The sequence below is a fragment of the Actinoplanes sp. URMC 104 genome (assembly GCF_051386375.1).
Taxonomy (GTDB): domain Bacteria; phylum Actinomycetota; class Actinomycetes; order Mycobacteriales; family Micromonosporaceae; genus Actinoplanes.
The window spans coordinates 1,841,862-1,859,518 of the sequence record NZ_JBPQTO010000002.1; the positions used below are offsets into that span (position 1 = coordinate 1,841,862).

At 72.7% G+C, this 17,657-nt stretch carries 21 protein-coding genes; 8 read left to right on the forward strand and 13 right to left on the reverse strand.

The window, feature by feature from the left end; all coding sequences use genetic code 11:
* Positions 1-130: 130 nt before the first annotated feature.
* Positions 131-766: a hypothetical protein gene (locus ACSNN8_RS09610; RefSeq protein WP_436648294.1), complete on the reverse strand. Its 636-nt coding sequence runs from the start codon at positions 764-766 to the stop codon at positions 131-133.
* Positions 767-1,003: 237 nt separating this feature from the next.
* Positions 1,004-1,915, reverse strand: coding sequence for a DMT family transporter (locus tag ACSNN8_RS09615; protein ID WP_436648295.1), 912 nt, complete (start codon positions 1,913-1,915; stop codon positions 1,004-1,006).
* A 133-nt stretch (positions 1,916-2,048) separates the two neighbouring features.
* On the opposite strand from ACSNN8_RS09615, the gene ACSNN8_RS09620 reads away from it, so the two are divergent.
* Both ACSNN8_RS09620 and ACSNN8_RS09625 read left to right on the forward strand, forming a co-directional pair.
* The gene (locus ACSNN8_RS09620; protein ID WP_436648296.1) at positions 2,049-2,756 is read left to right on the forward strand and encodes an HAD family hydrolase; all 708 of its coding nucleotides are present in this window, start codon (positions 2,049-2,051) and stop codon (positions 2,754-2,756) included.
* Between the two features lie 25 nt (positions 2,757-2,781).
* Positions 2,782-3,279 (forward strand): hypothetical protein, encoded by a 498-nt coding sequence (locus ACSNN8_RS09625; RefSeq protein WP_436648297.1) that lies wholly within the window; start codon positions 2,782-2,784, stop codon positions 3,277-3,279.
* A gap of 111 nt (positions 3,280-3,390) precedes the next feature.
* Here the strand turns inward: ACSNN8_RS09625 and ACSNN8_RS09630 are convergent, their stop codons facing one another.
* Positions 3,391-4,272: a PhzF family phenazine biosynthesis protein gene (locus ACSNN8_RS09630; protein WP_436648298.1), complete on the reverse strand. Its 882-nt coding sequence runs from the start codon at positions 4,270-4,272 to the stop codon at positions 3,391-3,393.
* A 27-nt stretch (positions 4,273-4,299) separates the two neighbouring features.
* On the opposite strand from ACSNN8_RS09630, the gene ACSNN8_RS09635 reads away from it, so the two are divergent.
* The 3 genes from ACSNN8_RS09635 to ACSNN8_RS09645 are packed head-to-tail and all read left to right on the forward strand — an operon-like array spanning position 4,300 to position 7,298.
* Positions 4,300-5,577 (forward strand): magnesium transporter MgtE N-terminal domain-containing protein, encoded by a 1,278-nt coding sequence (locus ACSNN8_RS09635; RefSeq protein ID WP_436648299.1) that lies wholly within the window; start codon positions 4,300-4,302, stop codon positions 5,575-5,577.
* Positions 5,574-6,125 (forward strand): DUF1003 domain-containing protein, encoded by a 552-nt coding sequence (locus ACSNN8_RS09640; protein WP_436648300.1) that lies wholly within the window; start codon positions 5,574-5,576, stop codon positions 6,123-6,125. Before ACSNN8_RS09635 ends, ACSNN8_RS09640 begins: the two co-directional genes overlap by 4 nt.
* A gap of 24 nt (positions 6,126-6,149) precedes the next feature.
* Entirely contained in the window at positions 6,150-7,298 is a 1,149-nt protein-coding gene (locus tag ACSNN8_RS09645; RefSeq protein WP_436648301.1) for an Mrp/NBP35 family ATP-binding protein, read from the forward strand.
* A 57-nt stretch (positions 7,299-7,355) separates the two neighbouring features.
* On the opposite strand, the gene ACSNN8_RS09650 is transcribed toward ACSNN8_RS09645, so the two are convergent.
* Positions 7,356-7,769: a preprotein translocase subunit TatB gene (locus tag ACSNN8_RS09650; protein ID WP_436648302.1), complete on the reverse strand. Its 414-nt coding sequence runs from the start codon at positions 7,767-7,769 to the stop codon at positions 7,356-7,358.
* Positions 7,770-7,835: 66 nt separating this feature from the next.
* On the reverse strand, positions 7,836-9,101 hold the full coding sequence (locus ACSNN8_RS09655; protein WP_436648303.1) for a S1C family serine protease: 1,266 nt from the start codon (positions 9,099-9,101) through the stop codon (positions 7,836-7,838).
* Positions 9,102-9,332: 231 nt separating this feature from the next.
* On the opposite strand from ACSNN8_RS09655, the gene ACSNN8_RS09660 reads away from it, so the two are divergent.
* Positions 9,333-9,941 carry an O-methyltransferase gene (locus tag ACSNN8_RS09660; protein ID WP_436649489.1) on the forward strand — a complete coding sequence of 203 codons (609 nt, stop codon included), beginning with the start codon at positions 9,333-9,335 and terminating at the stop codon, positions 9,939-9,941.
* On the opposite strand, the gene ACSNN8_RS09665 is transcribed toward ACSNN8_RS09660, so the two are convergent.
* Positions 9,918-11,336, reverse strand: a complete 1,419-nt coding sequence (locus ACSNN8_RS09665) for a leucyl aminopeptidase family protein (protein ID WP_436648304.1) — start codon at positions 11,334-11,336, stop codon at positions 9,918-9,920. The genes ACSNN8_RS09660 and ACSNN8_RS09665 overlap by 24 nt on opposite strands.
* A 77-nt stretch (positions 11,337-11,413) precedes the next feature.
* Positions 11,414-11,581 carry a DUF3117 domain-containing protein gene (locus ACSNN8_RS09670; protein WP_014694782.1) on the reverse strand — a complete coding sequence of 56 codons (168 nt, stop codon included), beginning with the start codon at positions 11,579-11,581 and terminating at the stop codon, positions 11,414-11,416.
* A 257-nt stretch (positions 11,582-11,838) separates the two neighbouring features.
* On the opposite strand from ACSNN8_RS09670, the gene ACSNN8_RS09675 reads away from it, so the two are divergent.
* Complete coding sequence (locus ACSNN8_RS09675) at positions 11,839-12,648, forward strand: PaaX family transcriptional regulator (protein ID WP_436648305.1); 810 nt, start codon at positions 11,839-11,841, stop codon at positions 12,646-12,648.
* Positions 12,645-13,433, forward strand: a complete 789-nt coding sequence (locus tag ACSNN8_RS09680; RefSeq protein ID WP_436648306.1) for an enoyl-CoA hydratase-related protein — start codon at positions 12,645-12,647, stop codon at positions 13,431-13,433. Before ACSNN8_RS09675 ends, ACSNN8_RS09680 begins: the two co-directional genes overlap by 4 nt.
* A gap of 620 nt (positions 13,434-14,053) precedes the next feature.
* Here ACSNN8_RS09680 and ACSNN8_RS09685 read toward each other — a convergent pair.
* The 6 genes from ACSNN8_RS09685 to ndhC form a co-directional block, all read right to left on the reverse strand.
* The gene (locus ACSNN8_RS09685; RefSeq protein ID WP_436648307.1) at positions 14,054-14,857 is read right to left on the reverse strand and encodes a S1 family peptidase; all 804 of its coding nucleotides are present in this window, start codon (positions 14,855-14,857) and stop codon (positions 14,054-14,056) included.
* 101 nt (positions 14,858-14,958) lie between these two features.
* Positions 14,959-15,498 (reverse strand): hypothetical protein, encoded by a 540-nt coding sequence (locus ACSNN8_RS09690; protein WP_436648308.1) that lies wholly within the window; start codon positions 15,496-15,498, stop codon positions 14,959-14,961.
* Positions 15,499-15,511: 13 nt separating this feature from the next.
* Entirely contained in the window at positions 15,512-16,123 is a 612-nt protein-coding gene (locus tag ACSNN8_RS09695; RefSeq protein WP_436648309.1) for a DNA-3-methyladenine glycosylase I, read from the reverse strand.
* A gap of 33 nt (positions 16,124-16,156) precedes the next feature.
* A complete protein-coding gene (locus ACSNN8_RS09700) occupies positions 16,157-16,654 on the reverse strand; it encodes an SRPBCC family protein (protein WP_436648310.1) in 498 nt (165 codons plus the stop codon).
* Positions 16,651-17,178 (reverse strand): DivIVA domain-containing protein, encoded by a 528-nt coding sequence (locus tag ACSNN8_RS09705; RefSeq protein WP_436648311.1) that lies wholly within the window; start codon positions 17,176-17,178, stop codon positions 16,651-16,653. The genes ACSNN8_RS09700 and ACSNN8_RS09705 overlap by 4 nt, the downstream gene beginning before the upstream one ends.
* A gap of 69 nt (positions 17,179-17,247) precedes the next feature.
* Positions 17,248-17,625, reverse strand: a complete 378-nt coding sequence (ndhC, locus tag ACSNN8_RS09710; protein WP_436648312.1) for an NADH-quinone oxidoreductase subunit A — start codon at positions 17,623-17,625, stop codon at positions 17,248-17,250.
* Between the last annotated feature and the right edge of the window lie 32 nt (positions 17,626-17,657).

The following is a 17,657-nucleotide window of genomic DNA, read 5'->3' on the forward strand; positions in this document are numbered from 1 at the left end:
AGGCTTCCGCCGGCCCGGGCGCCGCGGCGGCGCTCCGGAGCGGACCGCAGCCTCGTCGCGCATCCCGGCACATCTTCTCAACCCGGATCCACCCGGGCACGCCCAGGGACGCCCTCGGCGGCGGGCCGGGTCAGCGCGGGGTGGCGGTGGGGTTGGCGAGAGGGCTCACCGGGGCTTCCTCGACGAACAGCAGCGGGGCCTCGGGGCCGTAGCGGACCGGGAGCTCGGCCCGGGCGCGGGCGAGGTCCTGGGTGCCGATCTCGACGCCGGCGCCGTCGTGGCGGGCCCCCACCGAGACGATGCGGACGCCGTTGTGCGACCAGTAGTCGAGGTCGGCCAGCACCCGGTCGTGCCAGACCGCGAGGTCGGCGGCGGTGTGCGCGGCGTCGCGGACGACGATGCAGGTGTTCTCGGCGGCGCGGCGGATGAAGTCGTCGAACGCCGCGGACGGGACGCGGTGCACGACGGCGTGCGCGTTCTCCTGGTCGACCTCGAGGCCGGCGTAGCTGTCGGGGAACTCGGTGCGGCCGCCCTGCTCGATGCGGTTCATCGCGGCCTCGAGGTCGGCCGGGGTGACCGGCATCTCGACGCCGGAGATCGCCATCCGCTCGGGCACGCGCGGGAACTCGCAGCCGGCCGTGCTCCAGCCGCCGGTCAGGCCGGGACCGTCGGCGGGCGGGTCGTCCTCCGCGTCGGCACAGCCACCGATCACGAGGATCGCTCCGAGCACCAGCAGCAGGCCCACCCGGAATCGAGCACCGTACATCTCATTCCCCCTCTCTACCCCGCTCCGGCGGGACCCGCCAGGTGAGCGCGCGACAGGCTCAACGAACCAAAGCCGCGAACAGCCCAATTCGGGCGAGGGCAAGGAGGGGCGGCCGGCGAGGGCGGGCACGGGGAGCGGGCGGCCGGCGCGGGGAGGCGCGGGGACGGCCGGCAAGGGCGGCGGGACAGCCGGTGGAGGCGGGTGCGGGACGACAAAGGCGAGCGGGCGCGGGGACAGTCAGTCGGTGAGGGTGGGGTCGACCGCGGGGCGGTTGGCGCGGGTGGCGCCGAGGATGACGACGGCCACGCCCGCGACGAGCAGCACCAAGCCGGGCAGGGCCGCGGCGCGCGGCGCCTGACCGAGCCAGAGCCAGGCGAGCAGGCCGGCGCCGGGCACCTCCAGCAGGATCAGCACGCTGACAGTGGTCGCCGAGGTGTGCTGCAAGGCGTAGTTGAACATCGAGTGACCCAGCAGCTGGGCGCCCGCGACCAGGGCGAGGATCGCGGCCCAGGTGCGGTGGTCGTACCCGCCGAGCCGCACGCCGCCCACGAGGCAGACCACCAGCAGGAGGACCGCGCAGGTGCCGTAGCAAATCCACGTGTACGTGGTGGTGCTCAGCTCCGCTCGCGCGCGCTCGCCCAGAGCGGTGTAGAACGCGGCGAACAGGGCCCCGAGCAGGGCCAGAACATCGGCGAGCACGGCCTGGCCCGAGACGCCGACGTCGGCGCCGGTCGCCCAGGCGGTGCCCACCACCGCCAGCGTGATCCCGATCCACCCGGCAACCGAAGGACGGCGGCCCTGCACGGCGGCGATCACGCCCTGCCACACCGGCTGGGTGGCGACCAGCGCGGTGGCGGTCGCCACGGTGCCGAGCTGGACGCTGGGCATCCAGGTCGCGAAGTGGGCGGCGAGCGCCACGCCGGCGACCACGCCGAACAGCACCGCCCGGCGGGAGGCGCCGAGGATCTCCGAGCGGCGGGGGCCGTACGTGATGGGGGTCAGCACGACGGCCGCGAGCGCGTTGCGCCAGAACGCGATGGCCAGCGCCGGAGCGGCCGCGAACGCGATCAGCGGCGCCGACGACGACACGGCGAGCACGGCGACGACGAGGGCCAGAACGGTCAGTTGGCGCGATGAGCGCTCATTCATCCCCGGCCGTCGCTTCTTACGGTGTGCACCACAGTTTACGAACCTCTATTGAACGGAAAGTAATGGTGTCGCTACAGTCACCGAGGTTTCTCGACCCTTTTGAACCCCTCGATGCCTCAGGAGGCGTTTCGCCATGCCCGCATACCGTGCGGTCGTGTTTGACTTCTTCGGCACCTTGACCCGTTCTGTCCAGCGGGGACCCCAGCACGCCGAGATCGCCCGGGCACTCGGCGCCGACCCCGAGGCGGTGCGCGGGGTGCTGGACCGTACGTTCCGGGCCCGCGCCCGTGGACGTTACGGGTCCGCCGAGGCCACCCTACGTTTCGTGATCGAACAGGCCGGTGGCCGCCCCCGCACCGACCAGCTGCGCGCCGGCGTGCCGGCCCGGGTGAACGCGCTCAAGGCCGACACCCGGCTGCGCGACGACGCCGTCAGCGCGCTCACCGCCATCAAACGCCGCGGCCTGGCCACCGCGGTGGTCAGCGACTGCACGCACGAGCTGCCCGCCTTCCTGCCCAGCCTGCCGGTCGCCCCGCTGCTCGACGCCACGGTCTATTCCGTACGCCTCGGGGTCTGCAAGCCCGACCCGCAGATCTACCTCGCCGCGTGCTCGCAGCTCGGCGTCCTGCCCGGCGAGTGCCTGTACGTGGGCGACGGCGGCAGCCACGAGCTGACCGGCGCGGCGGCCGTGGGCATGACCCCCGTACGCCTGGCCGCCCCCGACCTGAGCAACCATCTGGTCTTCGACGCCGACACCAACTTCGCCGGGCGTACGGTCCGCTCGCTCACCGAGGTGGTCGGGCTCGTCGACCAGGCCCGCATCGCCGAGCCGGTCGCCTGACGGCGGGTCGTGCGAGGATGGCGCGGTGACTTCCGCGGTGCTCGACGAGGCGCTCAAGAAGGCCGCCCTGGCCTGGATCTCGGTCGCCGACGGCCCGGCGCTGGCCCTGTGGGTCATGCCGCTCGACGGCACGCTGGTCGTGGTCAGCGGCCCCGGCGAGCAGCACGCGCCCGGCCTGGCCGAGGCGGCCCGCGCCACCGTGCGGCTGCGCGGCGACACCGGCGGCCTGATCGTGGTGACCGAGGCCGCCGTGGCGCGGCTGACGCCGGGCTCCGAGGAGTGGGCCGAGGTGGCCCCGCAGCTCGCGGCCAAGCGGCTCAACGCGTCCGGCACGGCCGAGGAGGTCGTGCAGCGGTGGGCTTCGACGGGGTGCACGGTGGTGCGTCTGACGCCGGTCGACGAGCAGCCACCGGTGGAACGCCCGGATCTGCCGGCCGATTCGGGCGCTGCCGAGCCCCGCGAGACCCCGGCGCGCGTGGAGACTCCACGTCCGTTCCGTCTCCACAGGGTCAAGCGGCGCTAGCAAGGCCACCGCGCCTGTGGACAAGTGCTTCCGCCGCCTTGACAAGGCGTAGCGTCACCCCTGACCCCGGGTGGGTGGGGGTTAGGGATGGCGCTACACAAGATCGAAAAGTCAGCCGATGAAAGGCGGGATGGTGATCTCGCCTTTGGCGATGGGGACCACGTGCCCGGCGACGGTCGCGAGCGTGGCCACGCCGTCGGAGGCGGTGACGGTGCACTCGAGCAGCGACGGCCGCCGGATCTCGATGCCCTGGTGCACGCGGTAGGAGGACGTGCCGGAGGCAGGCAGCCGGCCCGAGGCCACGAGCCACAACCCCAACCCGAGAGCGGCCGAGCCGGTCGCGGGGTCCTCCTGGACGGCGGTTCCCGGCGAGAAGACGCGGGAGTGCGCCTCGGCGGCCGGCGCGGACCAGGAGAAGACGACCAGTTCGGTGATGCCGGCCCGTTCGGCGGCGGGCACGTCGATGCGGACGCCGGCGAGCGCCTCACGGCGTACGGGAAGGAAGACCCAGTCGAGGCCGCACCCGGCGGACCTCGGCACGGCGGTCTCGTCACCGGCGTAGTCGTCGGGGGTCAGGCCCGCGAGCGAGAGCAGGGGCTCGTGGTCGAGCGGCGGGCCGAGCTCGGGCTTTCCGCCGGTGACCGTGGCTGTGCCTGCCTCGGTGACGGTGATCGGCAGCAGGCCCGCGCCGCACTCCTGAACGATCTCGCCGGGCGGGAACAGCCCGCGGCGCATCGAGGTGACCGCGGCGCCGACGCTGGGGTGGCCGGCGAACGGCAGCTCCACCTCGGGGGTGAAGATGCGGGCGCGGTACGTGGCCGCAGGGTCCGTGGGCGGCAGCACGAACACGGTCTCGGCGAGGTTGAACTCGCGCGCCAGGGTATGCATCTGGTCGGCGGCCAGGTCGGTGGCGCCGTAGACGACGGCGAGCGGATTGCCCGCGAACGGCCGGTCGGTGAACACGTCGACGATCTCGTACGCCACTCCTGACATGTCCGGACCCTAACCTAGGCTGGAGCCGTGACCATGGGGACGAGGGTTTATCTGGCCAGGCTCGCCGGGCTGCCCGTGTTCGACCCCAACGGCGACCGGGTGGGACGGGTGCGCGACGCCGTCGTGCGGCTGCGCACCACGAACCGGCCGCCGCAGGTGGTGGGGCTGGTCGCCGAGATGGCGTTGCGGCGGCGCATCTTCCTGCCGATCGGGCGGGTGACGTCGATGGACGCCGAGGGGGTCGTGCTCGCCAGCGGGGTGCTCAACCTGCGCCGCTTCGAGAAGCGGGCCAACGAGCTGCTGCTGGTCGAGGACCTGCTGGACCGCCGGGTGACGGTGATCCCCGAGGACGGTGACGGGCCGGGCACACCGGGCGCCGTGGTGGACATCGGCATGGACCTCAACCGCAACAACGAGTGGCTGGTCACCCGGGTGGCCGTCCGCGGGCACACCGGCCGGCTGACCCGCCGCGGGCACATCTTCCAGGCCGACTACGAACGGGTGCGTGGGCTGATCGGCCCGACCGACACGCAGGGCACCTCGAACCTGCTGGCGCTGCTCGAGCAGATGAAGCCCGCGGACATGGCCAACGCCCTGCAGGACCTGCCGGACGCGCGCCGCAACGAGGTCGCCGTGGCGCTCAGCGACCGCACGCTCGCCGACGTGCTCGAGGAGCTGCCCGAGCACGACCAGGTCGAGATCCTCGTACGCCTCGACCGGGAGCGCGCCGCCGACGTGCTCGAGCGCATGGACCCGGACGACGCCGCCGACCTGCTCGCCGAGCTGCCCAAGGCGGAGCAGACCGTGCTGCTCGACCTGATGGAGCCCGAGGAGGCCGCCCCGGTCCGCCAGCTCATGAGCTACCGCCCGGGCACGGCGGGCAGCGTGATGACCTCGGAGCCGGTGATCCTGACGCCGGACACGACGGTCGCCGAGGCGCTGGCCCGCATCCGGGAGCCCGAGCTCTCCCCCGTCGTCGCCGCGCAGGTGTTCGTGGCGCGCGCCCCCTCGGCCACGCCCAGCGGGAAGTATCTGGGCATGGTGCATTTCCAGCGGCTGCTGCGCGAACCGCCCTCGTCGATCCTCGGCGGCATCGTCGACAACGACCTGGAGCCGCTGCGCCCGGAGAACCCGCTGGGCGAGATCATCAAGCGGATGGCGACGTACGACCTGGTCGCGATGCCGGTGGTCGACACCTCACACCGGCTGGTGGGTGCGGTGACCGTCGACGACGTGCTCGACCACTCGCTGCCGCGCGACTGGCGCGAGCGCGACAACGCCGAGGACGACGAGGTCACGCTGTGACCGACTCCCGCCGCGAGCGCCCCGACCGTCTCGACCAGCCCGTCGAGCCCGGCCGGGTGCGGCTGCCGCGCTTCGACCCCGAGTCGTTCGGCCGCTGGTCCGAGGCCATCGCGCGCTACATGGGCACGGCCCAGTTCATCGTGTGGATGACGCTGGTGATCGGCGCGTGGTTCGCCTGGAACACGCTCGCACCGGCCAACCTGCGCTTCGACCCGTACACGTTCACGTTCCTGACGCTGATCCTGTCGCTGCAGGCCTCGTACGCGGCCCCGCTGATCCTGCTCGCGCAGAACCGGCAGACCGACCGCGACCGCCTCGCGATGGAGGAGGACCGCCGGCGCGCCGCGATGCAGAAGGCGGACACCGAATACCTGGCCCGCGAGATCGCCTCGCTGCGGATCGCGATGGGCGAGGTCGCCACCCGCGACTTCCTGCGATCCGAGCTGTCCCGCCTTGCCGACGAGCTGGACGAGGCGGCTCATCGGCGCGAGAAAAGGGCGCGCTCCGAGTGGGAGGAAGATCGTAAGGACTGGGAAGAGGATCACTGACCGTCCCGACGTAGCATGGGCACCATGTCCGCTCCCGCCCCCACCCTCGAGGACGCGATCCAGGCCGCGCTGGCCACCGTCGACGACCCCGAGATCCGCCGCCCGATCACCGACCTCGGCATGGTCCAGGGCTTCACCGTCGCCGACGGCACGGTCCGGGTCGAGCTGCTGCTGACCGTGGCGGGCTGCCCGCTGCGCGACAAGCTCAACAACGACATCACCGCCGCCCTCACCCGGATCCCGGGCATCACGTCGGTGAGCATCGACTTCGGCGTGATGAGCGAGGAACAGCGCAAGGCGCTGCAGGCCACGCTGCGCGGCGGTGGCGCCGCGGCGGAACCGGTGATCCCGTTCGCCCAGCCCGGCTCCCGCACCAGGGTCTACGCGGTGGCCAGCGGCAAGGGCGGCGTCGGCAAGTCCAGCGTGACGGTCAACCTGGCCGCGGCGCTCGCCAAGCGAGGCCTGTCGGTCGGCGTGATCGACGCGGACATCTACGGCCACTCGGTGCCCCGCATGCTCGGCGTCGACGGCCGGCCCACCCGGGTCGAAGACATGATCATGCCGCCGCAGTCGCACGGCGTGAAGGTGATCTCGATCGGCATGTTCACGGCCGGCAACGCCGCGGTCGTGTGGCGCGGCCCGATGCTGCACCGCGCGCTGCAGCAGTTCCTCGCCGACGTCTACTGGGGCGACCTCGACGTGCTGCTGCTCGACCTGCCGCCCGGCACCGGCGACGTGGCGATCTCGCTGGCGCAGCTGCTGCCCAACGCCGAGATCCTGGTCGTCACCACGCCGCAGACCGCCGCCGCCGAGGTGGCCGAGCGGGCCGGCGCGATCGCCATGCAGACCCACCAGCGCCTGGTCGGCGTGGTGGAGAACATGTCGTGGCTGGAGCTGCCGGACGGCTCGCGCATGGAGGTCTTCGGCGCGGGCGGCGGGCAGAAGGTCGCCGACTCGCTGACCACCACGGTGGGCGCCTCGGTGCCGCTGCTCGGGCAGATCCCGCTCGACACCCGGGTGCGCGAGGCGGGCGACGCCGGCGACCCGATCGTGCTGGCCGCTCCGGAGGCCCCGGCGGCGCAGGCGCTCGACGCCGTGGCCGGCAAGCTGGCCGTCCGCCGCGAGTCGCTGGTCGGCAAGCCGCTGAGCCTGATGGTCAACGCCCGCCGATAAGGACAACAGACGCCAACGGCTCCGCCCTGAGGGCGGAGCCGTTCGTGTCGGAGGACGTCAGGTGGCGTCGAGGTCCAGAGCCGGACGCCGGGGAGCCGCCGCGGACGGCGGCGCGGTGTCGGCGTGGTTCTTGATGTCGGCGGCCGCGGCCACCTCGGTGAGGTCGGAACGCACGCCGTTCAGGTCCTGCTTCACATCGTCGAGCAGGCCCTGCAGCGGCTTGCGGATCGCCGCCTCGTCCTCCTCGCTCAGCAGATGCTTGCGGATGAACGCCTTGGGGTGCAGATCCTGCAGCTGCAGGTCGGTGCCGAGCTCGCGGTTGAGGTCGGTGGTCGCGTTCTGCGCCATCGCCCGCAGGCCGCGCAGCATCCGCAGGCCGTCACCGATCACCTTGGGCAGCCGCTCACCGAAGATCAGCAGCGCCAGCATGAGCAGCGCGCCGATCTCCCACCAGTTCAGGTTCTCGAACATCTGGCCTCCCCCATTCCGCCGCCCAGCCTACGCACGCGAGGTGGCGAACGGCAGGCCGTGAGGCGATCAGTTGGCGTCCGCGGCCAACCTCACGGATGCGGACTGCGTCTTGGTGCCGCGACGGTACTCCACCGGGACCGTGGCGCCCGGGGCGTACTTGCGCACCAGCGCGATCAGGTCGGTGCCGTCCTCGACCACGTGGCCGCCCAGCTTGGTGACCACGTCGCCGCCCTTGAGCCCCGCGGCGGCGGCCGGGCCGGACGGCTCCACCGAACGCAGCCGGGCGCCGCTGGTGCCGTTGCCGCCGGTCATGACGTCGGCGCCGATGACGGTCTGCCGTGCCTTGCCGTGGTCGACGATCTCGCCGGCGACGCGCTTGGCCTGGTTGATCGGGATGGCGAACGCCAGGCCGATGTTGCCGGCCTCGGTCTCGTTGCCGCCCACCGAGCGGATCACCGAGTTGACCCCGATGACCTCGCCGGCGGCGTTGACCAGCGGGCCGCCGGAGTTGCCCTGGTTGACCGCGGCGTCGGTCTGGATCGCGGCGTAGTAGCGGGTGGTGCCCGAGTCGCCGGCCTCGATGGTGCGGTCGAGCGCGCTGACGATGCCGGCGGTGACCGTGTTGGACAGCGCCAGCGGCGACCCGAACGCGAGCACCGGGTCGCCCACCGCGATCGAGTCGGAGTTGCCGAAGGCCACCGGAGTGAGCCCGCCCTTGGCGATCTTGATCACAGCGATGTCGGACTTCGGGTCGCGGCCGACCAGCTCGGCGCGGGCGGTGCTGCCGTCGCTGAACGACACCGACATCGCGTCGTCGCCGCCCTCCACGACGTGGTCGTTGGTGATCGCGTATCCGCTGTCGGAGACCACGAAGCCGGACCCGATCGCGCCGGTGACCCGCACGGTCACCACGCTGGGCAGCACCTTGCCGGCCACGCCCGCGAGCGAGTCCGGGGCGCGGTTGGCGGCGGCGGGCGGGTCCTCCGGGGCGGCGCCGAGCTGGGCGCCACCACCGGTCGCGACGCCGCCGCGGACCGCGAAGACATAGCCGAGCGTGCCGCCCAGGCCGCCCGCGAGCAGGGCCGTGACCAGGCAGATCAGCAGGACCGGGGTGTACGAGCGGCGGGGCGCGTCGGGGTCGGTGACCGGCTCGGGCGGCGGGCCGCTGCTCGGTGCGGCGTTCTGCACCACGACCGCGGTCGGGGCGTAGGGGTCGCGCCACGGGTCGGCAAGCGCGTCCGACCACCACGGTGACGCCGGATGTCCCGGTGGCGGGACGGGCTGACCGTTGGCAGGCGGCTGAGAGTGAGGCGTGTTCCAGCCGTCGGTCACGTCGGTGCCTCCACTCGATTCCTCCCGGGCTCCCCCACCAGAATGACACGGATCCCGGGCGACGCCCTGCCCCAGCCTGTTTATGCATCGACGGCCCGGTGCGTCCTTCGGCACCACCGCTCTACTCTTCTATCCGATGTGCGCGGCAAGCATCCACGCGCGTCCGCTCACGCCCCGGAGGTCGTCATCGTTCCGCCTGCCCGCCCGCTCGGCCCCACGACGAGCCAGGCCCTGCAGTTCGCCGAGGCCTACGCGGACGAGGACGTCGTCCTGCAGACCGCCCGCAGCCTCGCCCACGAGCTCGGCCTCGACAGCGTCACGCCGGCCGCGGGCTCGGTGCTGCGGCTGCTCGCGGCCGCCGGCAGCGCCAAGGGGGTCGTCGAGATCGGCACGGGAACCGGGGTCAGCGGGGTCTGGCTGCTGCGCGGCATGCGCGCCGACGGGGTGCTGACCACCATCGACGTCGAGAACGAGCACCAGCGGATCGCCCGGCGGATCTTCCTGGAGGCCGGGTTCGCCTCGTCGCGCACCCGCATCATCACCGGCCGCGCGCTGGACGTGCTGCCCCGGCTCGCCGACGGGGCGTACGACCTGGTCTTCGTCGACGCCGACGTGACCGAGTTCGGGGCGTGCGCCGACGCCGCCCTGCGGCTGCTGCGCCCGGGCGGGGTGCTGCTGGTCAACGGCGCGCTGGCCGGCGGGCGCATCACCGATCCGGCCGCTCGCGACATCGAGACGCTGACCGTGCGCGAGACCGTGCGCGCGGTGCGCGAGTCGGAGGAGTGGATCCCGGCCGTGGTGCCCTCCGGAGCCGGGCTACTGGCCGCGATCAAGCGCTGACAGGTACCGCACCAGCGTCCGTACGCCCCACCCGGTCGCGCCCCGGGTGAGCTCGAGCTCGGTGGTCTCGGTCCAGCAGGTCGCCGCCATGTCGACGTGCGCCCAGCGGTCCGCGTACGCCCCGGCGAAGTCCCGCAGGAACAGCGCGGCCATCCCACCGCCGTGCGCGGGCGAACTGTGCCGGTCGGCCACGTCGCTGCGCAGCAGCTCGCGGTAGTCGCCGTGCAGCGGCATCCGCCACAGGTGCTCGCCGGCGGCCGCACCGGCCCGGCGCAGGGCCCCGGCGAGCTCGTCGCTGTCGCTGTAGAGGGCGGCGGTGGTGTTGCCGAGGGCGACCTTGGCGGCGCCGGTGAGCGTGGCCAGGTCGATCAGGACGTCGGGCCCGAGCTCGGCGGCGGCGTACCCGAGCGCGTCGGCCAGCACGAGGCGGCCCTCGGCGTCGGAGTTCGTCGACTCGCTGGTCGTGCCGTCGTAGTGGGTGATCACGTCGCCGGGCCGGTAGGCGGAGCCGCTCACCGCGTTCTCGGCGAGCGGCAGCAGCGTGGTGACGCGGACGCCCAGACCCAGGTCGGCGGCGGCCAGGGTGGCGGCGGCGACCGCGGCGGCCCCGGCCATGTCGTTCTTCATCCGCTTCATGCCCTCGCGGGTCTTGATCGAGATGCCGCCGCTGTCGAACGTGATGCCCTTGCCGACCAGCACCACGTGGGTGCTCGCGCCGGGCGGGTCCCAGGTCATCTCGACCAGGCAGGGCCGGGAGCGCGACCCGCCGCCGACGGCCCGCAGCCCGCCGAACCGGGCCAGGGCGTCGCCGGACAGCACCCGTACGCCCAGACCCGGGCGCTTGGCTGCGGCGCCCGTGACCTGCTCGGCCATCCAGCCGGGGTTCTTGATCGACGGCGGCGCGTTGGTGAGGTCACGGGCGAGCCAGGTCGCCTCGGCGGCCGCCCGCGCACTGCGCAGACTTCCCGCGTACGCCCCGGGGTCGCTCGTGACGAGCTCGACCTCGGCCGACCGGGGCTCCTCGCGGCCGTCGCGATAGCGGTAGCCGCCCAGCCACAGCCCCTCGGCCACGGCCCGTACGGCCTCGGCCGAAGCCGCTTCTCCCAAGTGGAACTGCGCCGGGTCGTCGCCCGCCAGCTCCCGGGCGACGGCCGCACCGGCCGCGCGCCAACCGGCCTCGTCGCCCGCGCCGACATGCGCCAGCAGCACCTCGGCGGGCCGGCTCAGCGGTCGCGGAAGCCGCTGCACGGTGCCCGCCGGCCGGCCCGTCGAGGCCAGAGCGGCGATCTCGGCGTCCGGAGCGCCGCCGGAGTGCGAGAGTGGACCCGGCGCGCCGATCGGCACGATGCGGATCCGGTCGTCGTCGAGGGCTTCGGTCAGCCGGATCGGATACACGAGAGCGTGACCTTTCTCGAAGACGTGGAAAGCCCGCCGGTCCGGGCGGTACCGTACCGGCGGGCTCGCGTGAAACGTCAGCCGGCGATCGACTTCAACGCGTCACCCAGCGCGCTGGCCTCGTCCGGAGTCATCTCAACGACGAGACGGCCACCACCTTCCAGCGGGACACGCATGACGATGCCCCGACCCTCCTTGGTGACCTCCAGCGGACCATCGCCCGTCCGCGGCTTCATCGCCGCCATCTTGTCTCCCCTCAGACCCACATCAGGGTGTCGGTGGGTTGCCCCACAGCCACTTTGCCCGCCGCGTGCTCAGCCCCACGCGGCGTCGTACCTCGTTTCCGACCGGCGGCCGATGGCCCCTCGCGCGCGTACACACGACCCGGCCCACCGTGCCGATCAAACATTTTCCCTGATGAACACCGGCGAACCCAAACCCAGCCCGGGCGGATGTGACAGCGTCTAGCATATCGTCTTTTGGACTGTCACAATGTGCGGTCATGCAGGCGCGGTCCGCACTCTTCGACCTGTACGGCGACTACCTGCGCCCCCGTGGCGGGCGCGCACCGGTGGCGGCCCTGGTCAGACTGCTTGCGCCGCTCGGGATCGCCCCGCCCGCGGTACGCACGGCGGTGTCCCGGATGGTGCGGCAGGGCTGGCTGCACCCGCTGCGTCTGGTCTCCGGCCCGGGCTATCTGCTCACCCCCAAGGCCGCGCGGCGCCTCGACGAGGCCTCGGCGCGGATCTACCGCACCGGGCGGGCCGGCTGGGACGGGCGCTTCGACCTGATCCTGCTGCACGGCCCGCTCGGCAAGCGCGACGCCGGGCGGCTGGCGTTCCTGGGCTACGGCCCGCTGGGCGAGCACGCGTGGGTGGCGCCGCGCGCGGCCGAGGAGGCGGACGCCGTGCTGCGGGAGGCCGGGATCGCCTACGAGCGGTTCAGCGCGAGCCACGCCGCCGGGTCGCCGGGCGCCGCGGAGGTGGTCGGGCGGGCCTGGGACCTCGGCGAGCTGGGCCGGTCGTACGAGGACTTCGTCTCCGACCTGCGGCCGGTGGTCACGGCGGTCAGCACGCGCAGCACCGACGAAGAGGCGTACGCCGCCCGGTTCCGGCTGGTGCACGCGTGGCGCTCGTTCCTGTTCCGCGATCCCCAGCTGCCCGCCTCGCTGCTGCCGCCGCGCTGGCCCGGGGTCAGCGCGGCGAGCTTCTTCGACCGGCACGCGGCCCGGCTGCGGCCCGCCGCGGACCGCCATGTCGAGCGATGCCTGCAGTCCGTGGCTCGCAGCCGTATGGGATTCTCGGACACATGACTGACTCCCTGCTGGTCGACCGCAATGGCGCTGTCGTCACGCTCACGCTCAACCGTCCCGAGGCGATGAACGCGCTCGACGTCGAGCTCAAGGAGGCGCTGCGTGACACGCTGGCCTCGCTCGAGACCGACCGGTCATGCCGGGCGATCGTGCTGGCCGGGGCGGGCAACGCGTTCTGCGTCGGTCAGGACCTGCGCGAGCACGCGGCGCAGCTCGAGTCGGGCCGCACCGACCTGGACACCGTGCGGGTGCACTACAACCCGATCGCGCAGCGGCTGGCCAGCATGCCCAAGCCCGTGGTCGCGGCGGTGCGCGGCATGGCGGCCGGGGCGGGCGCGTCGTTCGCGCTGCTGGCCGACTTCCGCATCGGCGGGCCCGGCAGCCGGTTCCTTATGGCCTTCGCCAACGTGGGGCTCGCCGGGGACAGCGGCATCTCCTGGTCGCTGCCCCGGATCGTCGGCCACGCGCGGGCGCTCGAGCTGCTGCTGCTGGCCGAGCCGGTGCGCGCCGAGCGGGCCTGCGAGATGGGGCTGCTGTCCCAGCTCACCGAGGACGACGAGCAGGTGCTGCCGGTGGCCCTGTCGCTGGCGGAAAGGCTCGCCGCCGGGCCGACCGTCGCGTACGGGGCGATCAAGCGCGAGCTCTCCATCGGCGATGCGGGCACGCTGTCGGACGCGCTCGCGGCCGAGGCCCAGGCGCAGGCCATCTGCGGCGCCACGGCGGATCACAAGGCCGCCGTGACCGCCTTTGTGGCGAAGGAGAAGCCGCTCTTCGAAGGCAAGTGACGGAGGGGCGCACTCGGCTCCCCTGTGTGCCTGCACATCTTGTCGGCCGTCGCGCGTTTTCCACAGTTTCGCTTTGTCCACAGGGCCCGCTGCAAAGATCCACAATCCCGACCACAATGACTGGCGGGGGATCCCCCTTGGGAGGGCGGGGTTTCGGGGCGGTGGGCAGCCGATTCGAGCGCCGGCGGCAGGGCGCCATGACTGCCGCGGTGCTTCCGATCGGCGATCTGGTCGTTGGCTTCCGGGATCGTCGCGGATCCGCCTGCCGCGCAGCGCCTGCTGGTCCGCGTACGACGGGCACGCCGTGTCACCGGTCACGGATGCGGGTCGGGTGCGAGGCCGGCCGAGCCTATCGGGCCGGGGAATGCGGACCTCGTCGAGCAGTGGGATCAGGTGCCGGGTCTCGGCAGCCTGGACCGGCGTGATGAGCGTGGCCGGCTGTCGGCCGAGGGCTACGGCCCGGGTGTGGTTTGCGGCAATCAGCCCGCCGCGGACCGGACGGGCTGCGCCGGGAAGCAACGACTCCAGCACAGCCCGTTCCTCGCTGCTCGGACAGCCCGCGCCCCGCCGATTCGACGACCATCAGCCATGGTCGCTACGCATGGTCCGCGGGACGGGAGCTAGCCGCCCAGGGAGGTGGCCGCGCTGCGGATGGCCGACGCGAAGTAGCTGACCTGGGTGTAGACGCCGGGCTTGTTGGGGCGGGCGCAGCCGTCGCCCCAGCTCACGATGCCTACCTGGATCCAGGCGTTGCTCGCGTCGCGGCGGAACATCGGGCCGCCGGAGTCGCCCTGGCAGGTGTCGACGCCGCCGGCGGTGTAGCCCGCGCAGATCTCGTCGGTGGCGATGATCTCGCCGCCGTACATCGACGAGGAGTTGCAGGTGGCGTCGCTGACGAACGGCACGGTCGCCTTGAGCAGGTAGCGCTGCTGCGCGCCGCCCTCACGGTTGGCGCCCCAACCAGCGATGGTGAACGTGCCCGAGTCGTACGCCGTCGTCGTGGCGATCGGCAGCGTGGCCACGCCGGTCACGGGGCTGGCCAGGCGGATCAGCGCCCAGTCCTTGCCGGAGCCGGTGTAGCCGGGGGCGCGGTACACGTAGTTGGACTTGCGGGTGATCTTGCTGGTCGAGTTGAGGTCGACGACGCCCAGCGTGGCGGTGATCGACGAGTTGGCGCCGGTGCGGCTCACGCAGTGCGCGGCCGTCAGCACGAGCGTGGGGCTGTAGAGCGCGCCGCCGCAACCCATCGACAGCCGCACCATGAACGGGAACTCACCCTGCGCGGCCCGGGTGCCGCCGACGACCGACGGGCTCACCACCGCGCCGTCGCCCGGCCCGGACGGAGCCGCCGCGGCTGTCGCGCCCCACGCCGCAACGGTGAGCGCGGCCAGCGCCGAGCTCAACAGAATGCGCCACTTGACCATCCGGTCCTCCCCACGAAAAGCGCCCGGTAGAGCGCGTAGGGAAGGAGCGTAGGCATCGAGACCTATTGATGTGGCGATCCCAAAACCGTCATACCGCGGGGTCAATCGTCGTCGTCGTCCTCCTCGGGATCCTGGTTGGCCTCCTCGCCGAGGACGAAGGCCTGCATGGCGAGCTCGTCGCCGGAGGGCCACACGTAGGTCGGCAGCTCGGCCGGGCCCAGCTCGAGCACGTGCGACCAGAACTGCCGCACCGCCTCGGCGGGGGTCCCGGCCTCGATCGGCAGCGCGACGCTGACCAGCCACGTCTTCCGGTCGGCGGCGCCGGACGAGCCGCCGATCGCGCCCGCCAGCCGGCGGAACACCGCCGGGTCGACCGGCGCGATGCGCACCTCGTCGCCGACGCCGAGCTCGTCCGCGGTGACCGGCTGGTCGAAGGCGCGGCGGACGTAGGCCAGGACGAGCTCGTCACCCTCGGCCTTCACCGCCTGGGCGACCGCCACCACGTGGCCGTCGGCGACCAGCAGCACCTCGTCGTCGGGGCCGACCGGACCCGCGCCGCCGGGCACCACCACCGTGTCGTGGTGGAACAGACGCTCGGTCGCCCACCGATCCGCCGGAATGATCACCGCCCACTGAGCCATGCGGTCCATCTCATCACGCGCCCGGCCGGTCACCGGTCGGCGGGACCCAGCAACCCGCGAGGTGGTCGTCGACCATGCCGGTGGCCTGCATCAACGCGTACGCCGTGGTGGGGCCGACGAAGCGGAAGCCGCGTTTCTTGAGGTCCTTGGCCATCGCCGTGGACTCGGGTGTGATGGCCGGCACGTCGGCCCGGGTGCGCGGGCGGGGCGGGCGCGGCGCGGGCGCGTAGGACCAGAGCAGGGCGGACAGCCCGTCGGGCAGATCGGCGGCCACGCGGGCGTTGGCCAGGGCGGCGTCGATTTTCATGCGGTTGCGGACGATGCCGGGGTCGGCCATCAGCCGGGCCGCGTCCTGCTCGCCGAACGCGGCCACCTTGTCGATCGAGAACCCGGCGAACGCGGCCCGGAAGGCCGGGCGTTTGCGCAGGATGGTGATCCACGCGAGGCCGGACTGGAACGCCTCGAGGCACATGCGCTCGAACAGCGCGTCGTCGCCGCGCACCGGCCGGCCCCACTCGTTGTCGTGATAGGCCACGTAGTCAGGGGTGCTGCCGCCCCAGAAGCAACGGGCGCGGCCGTCGTCGCCGACGACGAGGCCGGCGTCGAGCGCCGTGGTCTCTGTCATGGCGACCACCGTAGGGCCGCCGTACGACAGAAATCAGGACAGGCGGCCCTGCTCGACCAATCTGCCGAACTTCTTGAGGGCGCCGGTGAAGCTGAGCTTGGATCCGGGCCAGAGCACCGGCCAGGCCAGCTTGCCGACCGGGCCGGCCGGCAGGTGGAACCACTCGTGCAGGACCACCTGGGTGCGGTCGCCGGACATCGCGGTGCAGCGCATGGCGCCCGGCCCGCGCAGGACCTTGCCGCAGTGCACGACGCGCACCTCGTACGGCGCATTGATCTTGACGACCCGGAACTCGTCGCGCAGGGCGGCCGGGCCGATCGCGGTGATGGCCTCGATCATGCTGCCCTCGCCGCCGTCGCCCTCCATGACCCGGACCTTGGTGAAGGGGATCCAGGAGGACTGGCCCTCCCAGTTCAGGAACGCGTCGAAGACGCGCTGGGCGGGCGCGTTGACGATGACCGTGGCGGTCACCTCGCCGGCGCCGGGGCGCGCGGCGTCGCCCAGCCCGTCGACGGGCTCGGTCGCGCTCATCGGGGCTCCACCGGCTCGGCCTTGACCACGTCGGCCTCGACCGCATCGACCTTGACCGCATCGACCTTGACCACGTCGGCCTTCGCGGGGGCGACGGCGGGCGCCTCGGTCAGGTCGATCTTCACGTCGTCGGCGGCCGGCGCGGGCGCGGGCGCCTCGGCGGGGGCTATCGCGGCCTCCCGGGCACGCCGCAGCACGTCGGCGTCGGCCGTACGGCCCTCGCGCAGCGCGGCGACCTCGGCCTCGAGCACGCCGATCAGCTCGGTCTTGTAACCGATGTCATAGGCGGCGCGCTGCAGGGCCTGGTCGACCTGCGACATCCGGTAGCCGCGCCAGGCGGTGTCGAACTTCGTGCGGACGATGTCCTCCTCGCCGAGCGGCCGGTCGCTGGGCAGCGGCACGGCGACGCCGTCCGGCTCGACGGGCGTCAGCGCTTTGTCGCCGCCGCCGATCATCACGGTCACGCCGAAGACGATCGCGGCCACGACCAACGCCACGACGATGAAGAGGAGAAGCTGGCCCATGCGCTGAATGTTGGCATGTCGGACAGCGCGTGGCGAGCCCGCCACCCCGACACGCCCGGGCGCGGCGGCTCAGGTCCAGGTCAGGATCTTCTTGCGCCAGGCATAGAGGATGCCGAGCGCGAGCACGGCCACGAAGACGCCCATCTCGGCCACCGTGGCCCAGCCGAACCCGGGCAGGTCGAAGACGACCGCCCACGGGAAGAGGAAAACGGCTTCCACGGCGAAAAGCACATAGAGATACGCGTATACGTAATAGCGGATCTGCGCCTGTGCCCAGTTCCCTCCGACCGGGTCGATTCCGCTCTCGTACGACACGTACTTGCCGGGCGGCTGCGCCGGAGCGGCCGGGCGGAGCAGCCGGTTCGCGGCGAACGCGCCCACGAAGACGAGCACGCCGGCCGCGGCGACCAGGCCGAGCGTGGCGTACGACCCCAGATACCCGTCCACGACTCGACAGCGTAGCCGGATAGTGGACTCCG